Here is a 14,220-nt window from a genome sequence, read left to right as displayed (position 1 = left end):
AGTACACTAGCGATATCTCTTGGCGCGTTCATGAATAACCATGGGGCTAAATGTCGGATCCTTGAGATCGACATCCTCACGGTTCGCGGGCGGAATGCGACTGTAGGAATCTAGCATCTGTTCACTGGATGGCTGGCGGTTCGGAGCTAAGTTGTTGAATAGAATCTGCAACTGCTCCATCGGTTTCAATCCGGACATCAATACGATTCCGTCATCGGACAGATTCGCCATCAAGGGGGCTATGAGCGAAGCCTGCCGCTCCTCGTCCCAGTTTCGGATCATGTACATGAAGAAACCGTTGATCAGTTTCTTGATGTCACGCTCGTTGAATCGGTTGTTGCTAGACAGGATTGCAGGCTCGAGATGGTTGGCGCTCCAATCGGTGATCGCCTGCTGGTCCGCATGCGATAGAGATTGCGTGAAGTAATAGTCTGCGGCTTTGAAATAGATACGACCTTTCAAATGCTGAATGCGATCTTCGACGGGCATTCCGTCCAACGCACGACGCTCGGAGTTGGCGAGCTGATCCATCACGAGTCCGATAAGCCTCACTACTTCTTGAACATCGGCTCCGTTGGGGAGCTCTTCGATTCGATCTTCCAACTGTCGATACTTATCCAGCGACTCGGGATTCATTCGCTGAACAATCTCCCGCTCACTCATCAAATGAGCCTGTTGCACAGGGGTGAGCTGCTCGATCCAGCCCGAAAGCTCTCGGATTCGCACCGGCACGTTGGTGGTGATGCGATCTGAGTAACGGGCCTTCAAGTAACGAATTGCAACGGACTCTTCGCTGAGCCGTTTGGCAACGTCCAGTTCATTGACGTCCACAAGCCCCGATATATTCGCGATCAAATTCAAGCGGCGGAGTTCGGCCTGATTGACCAACCCTCTCGCCAACATTCCTGCGGATCCGCCGATAAGGACGGAGGTGGTCAACAGAATCGGTAACTTGTACTTCCTCCACACATTTCGCCAGAAGTCGGTTCCCAACGTCTTCGAGCGTCCGAAGGCACTGGACGACGTGCCGATCGAATCGTCGGATCCAGGCGACTCCTTCACCTTCTGAATCACGTGCTCGATCGTGCTCTGGGTAAACCTCTGATCGTGAGGCGTTTCGGGCAAGTCATCTAAAAGGTCGTAGGCGCGTCGCAGTTCTGCTAAACGCAAACGAAGCGATTCGTGGTGTACGAGCTTCTGCTCCAGTTGGCTGGATTCCAATGCGGAGAGCTCGCCATCTAGATATGCGGTGAGCTGCTCATCGACTTCGTCGGCAAAAGAGGGTTCGAGATTCGGATTCATTCTCGCGATGCCTCGCTGCTAGATTGGGGCATTTCGTCGGACTGTACGGGTGTCGCGCCGAGCGGGGAACCGTCGGAAACGTAGGGTTCAAGCAAGTTTTTTAGGTTCACCCGGGCTCTGCTCAGCAATGATTTAACCGCCTGCACGCTCATTCCCATGGTATCCGAGATTTCCTGGTAACTCATTCCTTCGAATTTGCTAAGCATAATGGCTGTGCGCTGTCGCTCTCCCAACGCTTGCAATGCCTGCAAGACGATGTTGGATCTCTCATTGCTTTCCATGGAGCGGGTCGGTTGGAATCCGCTGGGAGCGACAGCCATATTCTCAAGCATAACGCCGGAGGTGGATGTGTCCGCTCCTTTGGACAACTGATATTCTTTTCGGTGGGCACTGTCTCGAAGGTGGTTCGAGGCAATGTTGTGGGCGATGCGATAAAGCCAAGTCGTGAATTTGGCGGTGGGGGAATATGTCTTGCGGGCTTTGAAGACTCGGAGAAATACGTCCTGAGCCAAGTCCTCTGCCTGCTGCGGATTGGAAACCCAACCCAGCATAAATCGAATAATCTTCCCCTGGTGCCGGTCGATCAACATTTCGAACGCAACTGCGTCATCCTCACGGACTCGCAGCATCAGACTTACGTCCGGATCGATAGCTGCTGCGTCCGTCTGGTTGGGTTGATCGCTCAAATTGTCTGCTCTTGCAACTGGGGTCTAGCTAGAAACACGGCGGGATCGGAAAAGTTCCTAACGCTCCGAACTTACTTTCTGTGCCCCTATCATAACACTTCGAGTCATGGGGACGAGGAATCCAGGGAGTGTTCTTTTCCCGTTGCTCCAATCCTTGGTAACAAACAAAAAGAGGGCTCGGCAAAAACCGAGCCCTCGTTATGAAAGCAATTGAGAGAATCAGCGTCCCTGCAGAGAGGGTTGGTCTGTGTTCCAGACTGGGATGATCTTTCCCGACCGCTGACTCTTCGAGGAAAGGGGGGATTAGAACAACCCGCCTCCTCCGAAACCGCCGCCGCCGCCGCCGAGACCGCCCCCACCACCGAGTCCGCCGCCTCCCAGGCCGCCGCCTCCAAGACCTCCACCCACTCCACCCGTGCCTCCAGTGCCGGTCGATCCGGTGGAAATATTGAACGTGTCGACCGAGATGATGTCATTGAAGCTCGGTGGTTGCAGGAATCCGATTCGAACATATCGACGGTCGCCCGAAATAACCGCCAGCGGCGTCATGAATGCTCCCGAAGGAATAACGGTAATCTGTGGCTGATAACCAACGGCACCGCGCCCAAAGAACGGCAATCGCCCGTTATTGAATCCGCCATTGTTGTTCTGTGCTGCCCAATACCTCGCCCAGAACAGTTCGAGATCACTCAGCGAACCTGCGTCCGCATTGTTGTTCCCCCCTGCGGCGCCGTTGTTCCCGCCTGCTGCACCGTTGTTTGCGGCATCTCCCGCTTGCTGCGCGAGAATTGCTGCTCCCATCGCGTTTTTCGCGGTTCGTACCTTCGCCAAATAGGCTTCTTCGATCGGCTGCGAGCGATGACCGTTCTTCACGTGGGCAATCACCACCGCCATCGGAGCGGTCGGCCCCATTTCGACGACCTGTTGGATCACTTTTACCTCGGGGGTTCCATAATCCGACAAGATGTTCACGGTCACTTTCCCGCCAGCGACTTCGCCCCAAATCTTCTTGATGATGATCTTGTAGGCGCCCGCATAGCCCTGGCCGCAAACATACGACTCGGAGTAGCCGTCCTTCGAGGGTTTGCCCAAGGAAGAGCCGTCACCCAAGTGAATGCCTCCCGACGCGGTGTGCGAATTCTGTTGATCGCAAACCGTTCCCGCTGGCTCTTCGACGGATATATCCAAATCGGCATCCCCGGTCCAAACAACGCGGACGATCAAGTCGCGGGTACGCGCATCCTTGAGCTCCTGCTCAAAGGTATAGGCGTTCATCGTTTCCTTGTTTTCCGTCATTCGGATATAGCAAGCTCTTGCGGTGAGCAACGCCTTTTCAATCAACGGCAAAGCATCGTCGGTCCAGCTTTGACGCAAAACGCCAGCCGAGGCCCAACGCATTGCGTCCAAGTCTTCGGTGTCGGTCGCAATCGCCAATGCCTGCGACAACGCATCCTTATTCATGGGGTTCGAAACGTGGACGTCTCGCAGCACCTTCAATGCTTCCTTCTTCATGCCGGCACCGCTCAAGTACCTCGCGATCTTGATCGCATCTCCCTCGCCCGCCCCGTAATCCAGGGCAGAGAGGAGTACACGACGAATGGATTGCGGCGAATACTCGTTGGCTTGCATGGCAGTACTGAGCGCGTCGTACATCCATCCTGCCGGAAGCGAGCGTCGCATCGCTTCATTGACCGTATCGATCACCTCTTGGAAGTGTCGCGTGGCTTCTTGGCTGTTACCCGCTTCGATCGCCTTTTTCCCAGCGGTCATCTTCGATAAAACCCACTTGGAAAGCTCGGTTTCGGCGGCCAGTTTCACATTCTCATCTTCGGAGGCAACCTCATCGATGAGCTGAGCAGGGGACTTCGCGGCAGGTGCTGCGGAGGAAGCTTTCTGGGGGGTGTCGTTCACATCGAACATGCCACCTCCCATGCCACCCATCCCCATGCCACCCATGCCTCCCATTCCACCACCCATGCCTCCCATGCCACCCATTCCGCCCATACCACCCATGCCGCCGCCCATGCCGCCCATGCCACCACCCATGCCTCCCATACCGCCCATGCCACCCATCATCCCGCCGCCTGCCATGCCGGGGATTACGGGGATCACAAGGTCGCCGACAGGATAAACACGGACAACGTTGGCCGAGCTCTGCTTGGTGGTGATCCGCATGACTTCGTCTTCGATGACGTAGGTTAAATTCAGCGGTTCTAGAATCAACTTCAAGGCCGAACGGAAGGAAACATCCGAGGCCAACTGAAGCGTAATAGGTTCGTCCAGCGAAATGGTTTCTTCCTCCAACGCCTTCTCATCGGGAACGATCGGAATACCTTGATCGTCCGCGAAGCGGGAAAGGACAGCTGACAAGGGAAGACCGTTGAAGTCTACGTTGACCTTCTCATCTAGCGATCGGTAGATCTTGCGCTCGGATTCCTTGCCACCGGACAAATCGATCGAACCGTATCGTTCCAGACGACGACGGCTCAACGCTTGCCAAACATCGTGCGGTGGATATCGGATGGGTGGTTCGTCGACGAACGGTACCAATCCCATTTCGTTCAAGTAGAGGGAATCGACGAAGGCTTTGTTTCGCTGATTGATGACATCCTCGATCAACCGGGCATTTGCTGCCATGTTCGACTCAAGGTTCGTAACGACATCGATCACCGATTCGCGATCTAGCGAAGTGATTTGGGGAGCTACCTCCGTATTCGCTGCGGAATACATTTGCTGTCGCATCAAAGAATCGTAACGATCCACCAACTGCTTGATCGTCTCTTCTCGCCTTTCGGACTCAGCCAATAACCGTTGGGTTGCTGACTGTGCGGATCGGACTGCCTCTTCTCGTGCAATTTCTTCTCGTTTGGCGGCCTCAGCCCGCGCCGCACGCTGAATCGCTTCCGCAACCGACTTCTCAAGCCGAACTCGGCTCCCCGCGTCCAGCTCAGGGGCTCTTCGCACTTGGTCCAACAACGACTTCAAGGACAATTTCATAGCACTGAAGTCAGTCGACGGTGCACCTGGCATGCTGGCGCGACGCGACGCAGCAATCTCAGCCTTGACCTGTGCCTCAAGCTGCTGTGCCGCAACTCTTCGCAACGATTCGTCTTCTCGCAACAGCTCCCCAGCATCTGCAAGCTCATCGTAGGCAACCCCGGGAGCGCTTAGCAGGCTCCCCGCATCGGAACCTAACGTCGGAGCCGGAGCCGATTCCGTGGGAACAATTGGAGTCGATGGCGGGACAACATTCGCTGGAGGTGTCGCGGTTTTATCGTCCTGAAAGGGATCTTGTCCCGGCTGCGTTGCAGGTGCACCAAAGGGATCATCACCCGCTTGGAAAGCGATAAACTTGACAATCTTCCGAGAGGCACTGGGCATTGGAGATGCACTGGGCTTTGGAGATACACTGGGTGCCTTCACGGGCTTCTCTTTGGGAAGCTCTGACCCCTTCCGTGCATCGCCAGACGCAGAGGGTCGGCTCGCTCCACTGCCGTTTGGCTCCATCGCCATGGCGGCGTCCAATATATTCTTGGCGCTGAGGCTATTCGGAGAACGCTTCAATGCTTCGGTCGCAATCGCAATCGCGGAATCGCGATCCCCGCTCCCCAACGCGTACCGCGCGTCTTTCACCAATTCTTCTGAACTGGACATCAGTACACTTCCCAGGGACTTCAAAGCGTCCGAGCCAGCGGTCGGCAAAAGCAATCCGCCATCCAACCGAGCCTTCTCAACTACTTTCGGAAGGAACGCCAAATCGGGATTGATCCCCTCGGTTTGAACCGACCAGTTCAACCCTACCTCTTTGCCGGCAATGACGCCTCGCAAAGCCACTTGGCCCTCGGCCGTCGACCCCTTGAGAGTCCCGACCACGATCGAATCCCGATCGGTTCGCAACGGGGGAACCATCTCTGGATACGCTACCTCGATCGAATCGGGCCAAGTCGCATCGCTGGGCCAGAATACAGGGGCTGTGCACTCTTTCGCTAATTGCACCGCCATCTGCTGATTCGAAGCACCCGAAATATTTCGATGGACGTGAACCATTCCACCAGTGTGATTTGCAATCGTCGCCAAAAACTCGACGTCCGCGTCCGGGCCAATCGCCATCGAACTCACCGTCGTGCGCGTCTCTCGCAACGCTTGAATCAACGACTCAAATCCCTTGGGCTCCAACAAATTGCAACGATGGAATCCATCCCCAATGTACAAAATACTTGCATCGCTCCCCTCGCCTAACACCTCGCGAGCCTTCGACAACGCTGCCACCAAATCGGTCGTCCCCAATGGAACCGTCTGCTTCAGCTTCTCTAATCCGGAAACAATCTCAGCGCTTCCAGGTCCACCCACTCCCAACACCGTCGGCTCGATGTCGCAACCCAACAAGGCGACCACCGATGCATCCGACAACCCTGCCAATACACGCTCGGCAAGCTCCAGCGAATCGCTGCGGTACGACCCGCTCTGCGACGCCGACGTGTCGACAACCACCGCAACACGCTTCGCTTTGCCCGGTACCGCTTCCAGCTGAGATGTCGTCAAACTCAACGCAAAATGCGTTTGCCCACGATCCTCAAATGTCAGCATGCGTGAACTCTGATCCGCTGCCAACGCCGAACAGCTCCAAAGAAGCCCGACGCCGAGCAAAAGAGCTCGATTCATACCCAGAAACAGTCGCATAACGATTCGCTCCAAACCGGCTCGAATGGATGAGAAGAAATTGGTCCAACTACCGTCTAATCGTATTTCTCGCCAAGGCAGGATGCCATTAAAAACATCGCAATTCCCTAACAAAACAGCCCCAACCTCCGTCGATCTAACTCGAACGACATCCGGTTGACACTTACCCTAGACGCTTTACTCCCCCCTCCAATCGCCACTTCGCGGCAAAGCCTCTGCAAGACCCTGACAAACCTCTGCAGGACCCTGGCAAGCTTCAGCGAGACGCCGTGGTCAAGCTGAAGGAGCGGCGGAATGGGGGTGCTTTAGCAAGCTACTGCGTATTCCGTTCCAAAAATGGAAAATCTGGGGAGAAAGTTCGGTTCCCCACCAAATCCCACTTGGAAAAACGAAGAGGGAACTTGCAAGTCCGCAGAGAAAAAGATTGAAGTCTCGTTTTGCTGCGGTTGAATGAGGGGAATGTAGCAATATCGTACGCGGGAGAACCCCGCGATTTCGGAAAAGTCGGCAACTTCTGCCTATTCGTTTCAGCTTCTCACTACCAATTCCCGATAGGACGAAAGGAAGGGCTCTCTCCTTATCAAGACTCTTTGTTGAGGTACCCCCTTCGCAACAGAATAAATCACGGAGTTGATCGATGTCGCTATTAGGAAACACCCTCGTTCGCTCGCGCACCCTACCAGGATGCTTGATCGCGACCCTGCTCCTGCTGGCAACCTATCCCTCCCCCTCCCTCGCGCAATCGGACGACGCCCCCGAAGCGACCGCAAACGAATCGGTCTCGCCGAAGCCCGCATTCTCCAACCCTTTCAGCAAACTCTTTGCCCGTAAACCGTCAGAGGAGTCGGAACAAGCTCCGAAGCCCTCCCGTCCAACGATCAGCCTCAAGCCCGGCTCGACTCTCTTTCGCCCCGGACGTAGCAAACCCGCTCAACCTGAAGCCAATCCCGCTCGACCTGAAGAAGGTGCCGCGGCCGAACCCCAAACCCGTGGCGGCCTGCTAGTCCCCCTCAAATCCTTCACAAACCGCGTTTTCCGCCAAAGTGCCGACGAGCCGGTCGAATCGGACGATTCCCCGTCGCTTCCCCCTCCAACTCCGTCGGCTGCTGCCGAGGAACCAAGCCGTCCGTTCCGCGAGCCATTCAAAAATCTACCCCGACCCCGCTTTGCCCCCAACCGCGAGGAAAGCGAGATCGAACTGGAAGAAATCGTGGTCCCTCCTCCTTCTCCTACCCGGTCACCTAAGTCCACCCCGCCACTCGACGTCGCGCCTCCCGTGGTGAGTCGGAGCGCCCCGGGTAGCTTCTCAACCCCCGATGCAGACGACTCTCCGCTGTCGTACCAAGGTGCAGGTACCCCCGCCAAGCCCGATATCTCCACTCGCTCGGACGGGGCAGGTAGCAGCGCCCCGAACGCCCGCCTACCAGTAAACAACTCGTCGCGCCGAAGCTCGGACTCGTCTCCGCTCGCTCCCTCCCCCAGCCCTTCCATTCGTACGGATAAGGATGACGCGCCCAGCCTCATCGATTTGTCCAGCGATTCCTCCTCGAAAACTTCCTCGACGACCATCGCTCGCAATCCATCGAATGCAAATTCTCCAAGTCCTGGTCCATCGCATGGCAAGAACTTGGGCGGCATCAATTCGAACGGCAACAACTCGGGCGTTGATATCCCGAGTGGTAATCGTTCAACCGCGACCGCTCCGATCCACCGACCTATCGAAACTGCGAAGGCGGACGAAGTGGATGTGCCTCGTGTCTTCACCAGTCGCTCGAAGAACACCAAAGTTCCCAGCCAACCGATCAGTTCGCGCGCGGTAAAGGCAGAAGAGCCTCTCCCGTTGCCGACCGCGCCACCAAGCGCCATGTCCACCATTCCATCGAAGTCACCCGCGATTTCTCCGAATCAATTTGAAGCTTCCCCACCCCAACAGCGATCGCCCCAAAAAGGACCGAACCTCGACACGCGGAGCACCAAATCTTCTCTCGGCATGATGCAACTGCCCGGTGTTCGCGTTTCCGTACAAGGCCCCGATGCGCTGCTGGTTGGTCAAGATGCGACGTTCGAAATTCTCGCGAAGAACGAAGGGAATGTCGATTTGAATGGATTGTTGCTCCGCATCTCCGTCCCATCCTCGGTAGAAGTCGGACAACTATCTGCTTCACATGGCCAATCAGAACCAGAGAATGCACCCGAGGAGAATGCGATTGGTTGGGAGATTCCAAAGCTCCAAGCCGGCGGGCAAGTCTCCCTGCGAATCACCCTTCGCACGATCAAGCCTGAGCATTTCGCAATGGGGATCGAATGGACCGCCGTCCCACAATCGCAAGAGTACGCGATCCGCGTACAACAACCGCAACTGGAAGTCGCGCTCGAAGGACCATCAGAAGCCGAATTTGGAACTCCTCAAAACTACCGATTGCGTGTCCGCAATCCAGGAAACGCAGTGGCAAAGAATGTCGAAGTGGTTCTCCAGGCAGGAAACTACGGTAGCAATCAGTCCAAGGTAGGTGATGTTCCACCAGGTGACGAGAAAGTGATCGATGTCGAACTGTTGTTCGAACAAAACGGTACGATTCCTGTCTCAGCTACGGCGAGGAGTGACTCGGCCAAACTGGAGGCCAAAGGGGAAATCCAGGTAAAGGTCAAACAGGCCGTACTCGAAGCTACGTGGACTGGCCCGTCCGAGTTCTTCCAAGGAACCTCGGCGGAATACCGCGTGACCGTCGTCAATCGAGGGGACGTCGCGGCATCGAACGCCGAATGCTCCTTGAAAATCCCCGATGGAGCGAGCCCATCGAATTTGCCATCCGGAGCGATTCGCAAGGGGAATACCATCCACTGGGACATTAAACGACTGCAACCGCAAGAGTCGGTCTCGTTTCCCTTCGGACTTGCAATGAATGAAACAGGGGGAAATGTTCTGGAGTTCACGGCTGCTTGCAAGAACGGACTGCCGCTCTCTTCCTCGCACACAACGTTGATCGATTCGATTGTCGACTTGAAGCTAACCGTTAAGGACCCGATCGCTCCCGCGCCCGTGGGGCAACCTGTTGTTTATGAAATCGAAATCCATAACCGAGGAAGCAAAGCAGCGACCGGAGTCCAAGTCTTGGCGCAATTCTCGGAAGGGATCGAGCCGGTCCGTTTTGAAGGAGCCGAAGGGCGAATTCAGCCGGGGCAGGTCCTCTTCGAACCGATCGGTAATGTCGATGCGGGGACCAAGGTTACGTTGCGTGTTTTCGCAGAAGCCTCTCAGCAAGGGGTGCATCGATTCCGTGCAGAAGTAAAATGCGACGCTGGAGATGCGAATCTCCTCCAAGAAGAATCGACCCGATTTCTTGCAAGCGGACCGATTGGAACCGAAGATTGATGACGCTCGGGGCGGAGCGTCCTGGCAATAGCAGATCACTCTATGCTTTGGGACACACCCGCATTCGATGCTTCGCTACACTCCTTGTATGTGAGTCTTGGTACCGCGACGCTATGTTTGTTACTGAGTGTCGTGTTGGCTTTTGCGACGGTGGTTGTCCGTATCCCAGGTGGACGATTGCTGCGTGCAGCAATTCTCTCGTTGGTGTTGGTTCCCCTCTACGTTCAAGCGACGGCGTGGAGCGCTGGATTCGGTGACCAAAGTATTCTGCGTTGGAATCAAGTCACCGCGGCTCTTCATCCAGGCTATGCCATACTCGCTTGCATTTGGATACAAGCCGCTTCGTGGCTGCCTCTGGGTTTCTTGCTTGTTTCCATCGCGTTCGAACGATCCCTTCACGATTCCTTTCGGCTGGCCCTGCTCGAGCGGGGGATGGTTTCGGCATTTCGTAAAGTGGTTTTGCGAAACTCCCTACCCTGGCTTGCTCTCGCATGGCTTTTGATAGCGGTTCTCACTACCAATGACATGGTGGTGACCAATTTGTTTCGCGTTCCTACTTGGACAGAGACGCTTTACCAACAAGTTCAATTTCAAAAGACGCGAACGGTACCCATGGTAGGTATGTTCGTCTATGCTGTGGCAATCGCCTTGATGACGGGGGTGACGCTTTTGTTCTTATGCAAAAGCATCCGAGGAGAGGTCGAAAGCGATTCCCTTGGTTCAAGCCTGTCTCCTCGTTCGTTGAAGTGGGGAGCGGGATCTCTCGCTTGGTGCATCGCGGTTTGCTTTGTCGGTTTGCCGATCCTCGCTCTGGTGATCAAGGCTGGGTGGCAAGTCGTTCAAATCGGCGACACAATCGAACGGACATGGAGTCTCCGCACTGTCCTCCATTCGCTCCTCGCAACGCGGGAGTTTCTTCCAGAGCTTCAGTGGAGTCTAGCGATTAGTCTCTACGCGACCTTGCTGGCAATCGCCATTGCAGCCGTTGCAATCGTTGTTGCTTTCGCCGGTTCACGCACTTCGATTCTCTTTCGAAGTGTTTGTCTTGCGGCGGGATTCGTTTTCTGCTTCGCACTGCCCGGACCGCTTGTGAATTGGTCCATCCAACGATGCCTTGTGGATCAAACGGGCTGGCTCGGCTGGATTGGGAACGACACGCTCGCAGCTCCCGTTCTGGCTCTTCAAACCCGTTGCGCCCCGATTCTTTTCGGATCGCTATGGATTGCTGCTTGGAGATGGGAGCAACGCTTCGGTGATCTGCTAGCCCTCGACGGGTCGTGGCGATGGGCCCACTGGAGAGCGCTCGCACGCCCCTTTTGCGCAGGAGTCACCGCGGTGTTCTTTGTCAGTTTCGCCAATCTCGAATCCTATTTGCTGGTGCTTCCTCCCAGTGTCACACCCGTTTCGATGCGGATGTTCGAATTGCTCCACTACGGTGTCCAAAATCAAGATGCGGGGTTGGCTCTCAGCCTCGTTGCCGTTAGCGTCCTCGCCACCTATGGTTTGAGCTGGCGAGGGCGGCGTTGAATGTTGCTGTAGCGGCGAACATAAAACCAGATCGCAGCGATCGCGAGGAGAGGGACGATCCAGCTCATCAAGCGAAAGGAGCTGGCGGGGGACTCGGATGAGACCGAGCCCGAGGGGGCGGAGCCTACTGCTGCAGGTTGAAAGTCATGAAGCACCAGAAGCGGGACGACCTGCCGGTGCTGCTGCCCCAAGCTTCCCGTCATTTCCTCGGTTTTGTAACTCCAGAATCGGTAGAGCCAAGCGTTGCTCGCGAACCGAAATCGAGGAAAGCTCATCGATGTATCCAAAAGTTCATCGCTGATGGTTCCGGCGCGATCAGGTGATTGGGCCTGACCCAACCACTCGGGCAACTCCGCCACCAATCCAGTCGCAGGGTATTCGTGCCGATAAAGAATCGGTTCCCGATCCGTTGGAATTTCGAACGTCGTGTTGCCTATATCGACCATGCAATCCAATTGGTAGTAGTGGTCTCGTCCCAATAGCTCTCGTTGCGACGCATCCTCTAACTCGATCTTGGAAATGCGAACGATCCGACCGCTCGATCTCACTGGCTGCATACAAGTCGCATCGCCCAGCTCTTTCTGATTGCGCAATGTTCTCTTCAGTAATACGGCCAAGTCCTCTCGTTCCAGTTTACTAAAATCCCACTTCGATTCTCTCTGGGATGCCTCCTCCGATTCTAGTCGCAACAGCGAATACAACGCGGGTAGCTCAGCTCCTGCCAGAGGACGCGGCGGACGTTGTTGTTGGGAAACGATTTCTTTGCGATCTAACGACCAACCCAAATGCAATAGCCTCTGCAACGGTGCAGAAAGGGCCGGCTGCCAATTCGCAGCGATAAGCTCTTCGTTCGCAAGCTGCGCGGATGGTATTTGCCAACGTACATGATCGGCCACAAACCACTGCGATGCCGTCGACTCGCTGCCGGTTCGTGTGCCCAGAAATCCGCGCAGGACGACCGGTTGACGTACCTCCGCCGCGCCCCCCTGGGAGCCAGCCATCCACTCTTTGGGGATACGGTTGCAATAAACGATCATCTCTTCCGGTTTCGGTGCATCGGCAAGCTTTTTTGCCGTCGGCGGCTCGAGTGGGGCCATCATCTCTACCTTCAATCGATACACCTCTTGAAGATCCGACCGAACCAGCGCGGCCAATCCGCTCGAAGATTCCGTGCCCGACTTGGGAATGGCGCTCAAAGGGATTCGCTCGACCTTTGCGACAATACCTGCTCTTTCGGCAAGCTCGACTTCGTTCGTTATTTTCCATGGTGTGTGCAGGGACAGAAGCGTATCCGCAAGCCCATTCAGCCGTTGCGATTCCACGAGCAACGAGGCGATGACGTTCGAAAGGAATAACTCATTCTCTCGCCAATCTTCGTCCGTCGAACTCTGAAGAACGGGACCTACAGCACCCAATATGGCTTGATAGGGAGCTTCGACATCTTTGGGTGGATTCCACCCTCCCAAACTTGGCAAGCTTCGAAGCCACACAGCGTAAGGCCCGGACGGCGCATCGGTTTGTTCGGACTCGCTACGAATGTCTGCCGCTAGGATGGCTGGTGCGATTTCGCTTCCCCGTTGAGACTGGTACGCGAATCGTTTGCAATACAGACCAGCAACTTCAATCGTCGCGCCGCTTGCGAAGTCCGTCGACGAACTTGCTTGGCCTTTCGGAAGAAGGATAGCAACTGGTTGACTGCTCACATCGTTCGGTTTCACCCAGAGGACTTCATAATCGAAGGGGTCCCAGCCAGGTCTAACGATCTTTCCCTGCCGCTGGTCTTTCTTTCCAATAACACCTTGAAATCTGATCGGAACCCCGCGTGTCGACTCGCTGAACGGAGACATCAACTGAGAACTTTGCACACGAGGGATGTCATTCCAAAGCCAAGTCTCTTTTTGCAGGAAGGCTGCTAAGCGATTAGCCCGAGCTGCCGTGCGGAGCAATGCGATCTGCTCCGACGGGCGCCAAACGCTGTTGTCTTGGAACTCCTGCAAAACGCGAAGCTCCATCGCGAGCTGAAAAGGTCGGGAGACCTCCTTCCAGCCGTCGGCCGCTTCGAGTGTCGCCTCGATTTCCTGGTAGGCGGCTCGGTACAATGCGGACTCGTCTGCATCGGTACCAGAGGTCGTTCGAATCCACTGTTGGACTTTCGACAGGCTGCTTTCCCTCCAAGCTTCGATCGATGGGGCAGATACTTCCTTTGAAGGAGACTCACCCCACTGCGATGTGGCCATCGACGTGACTCCTTCATCGGAAAGAGTCGTTAACAGTGCGGTCCACATTTCGACGCGAGACTGCAAGGATTGGTCTTGGCTCCGCAAGCGAAACGACTCGAATTCCGGCAGGAAGGAATCGATCGCCGAATCATGGACTGGCAATGCCGGAGTCGAGTCCGAATTCGCGGCACTCGAAGGGAAATCGATAGCACTTTCCGATGCGGCTGGAAAGAGTCCGACCGCGCGTCCGACTTTCTCGATCTGTTTCACGTCGGACATGCGTTGGATCAAAATGATCACCAAGGCAAGCAGCATGGCGAGCGAAACCAATCGCCTGATTCCCGTCGATTTTTCGTACGCGATCGACCTGGACTTGGCTTGGCCATCCAGGCTGTACCATCGCTCTCTCGGTTTGATTGGCATAACAACATCC

Annotated in this window: 6 protein-coding genes; 2 read left to right on the top strand and 4 right to left on the bottom strand. The window is 55.6% G+C overall.

From position 1 onward, the window contains the following. Window positions 1–6: 6 nt before the first annotated feature. From SH467x_RS14520 to SH467x_RS14510, 3 genes are all read right to left on the bottom strand, one after another. A complete protein-coding gene (locus SH467x_RS14520) occupies window positions 7–1,302 on the bottom strand; it encodes a hypothetical protein (protein ID WP_482367829.1) in 1,296 nt (431 codons plus the stop codon). Beyond that, window positions 1,299–1,988 carry an RNA polymerase sigma factor gene (locus tag SH467x_RS14515; protein ID WP_482367828.1) on the bottom strand — a complete coding sequence of 230 codons (690 nt, stop codon included), beginning with the start codon at window positions 1,986–1,988 and terminating at the stop codon, window positions 1,299–1,301. Before SH467x_RS14515 ends, SH467x_RS14520 begins: the two co-directional genes overlap by 4 nt. A 303-nt stretch (window positions 1,989–2,291) precedes the next feature. Continuing rightward, window positions 2,292–6,668, bottom strand: a complete 4,377-nt coding sequence (locus SH467x_RS14510; RefSeq protein ID WP_482367827.1) for a vWA domain-containing protein — start codon at window positions 6,666–6,668, stop codon at window positions 2,292–2,294. Window positions 6,669–7,305: 637 nt separating this feature from the next. Between SH467x_RS14510 and SH467x_RS14505 the strand changes: the two genes are divergently transcribed. Further along, on the top strand, window positions 7,306–10,041 hold the full coding sequence (locus SH467x_RS14505) for a COG1361 family protein (protein WP_482367826.1): 2,736 nt from the start codon (window positions 7,306–7,308) through the stop codon (window positions 10,039–10,041). 42 nt (window positions 10,042–10,083) lie between these two features. Beyond that, window positions 10,084–11,568, top strand: a complete 1,485-nt coding sequence (locus tag SH467x_RS14500; protein ID WP_482367825.1) for an ABC transporter permease family protein — start codon at window positions 10,084–10,086, stop codon at window positions 11,566–11,568. On the opposite strand, the gene SH467x_RS14495 is transcribed toward SH467x_RS14500, so the two are convergent. Beyond that, window positions 11,538–14,210 (bottom strand): hypothetical protein, encoded by a 2,673-nt coding sequence (locus SH467x_RS14495; RefSeq protein ID WP_482367824.1) that lies wholly within the window; start codon window positions 14,208–14,210, stop codon window positions 11,538–11,540. The genes SH467x_RS14500 and SH467x_RS14495 overlap by 31 nt on opposite strands. Between the last annotated feature and the right edge of the window lie 10 nt (window positions 14,211–14,220).

It is taken from the genome of Brakhagea slesvicensis (assembly GCF_052161625.1).
Classification (GTDB): Bacteria; Planctomycetota; Planctomycetia; order Pirellulales; family Pirellulaceae; genus JBKCUI01.
The sequence above is the reverse complement of the archived record's forward strand: the minus strand, read 5'-3'. Positions and strand labels throughout refer to the sequence as shown.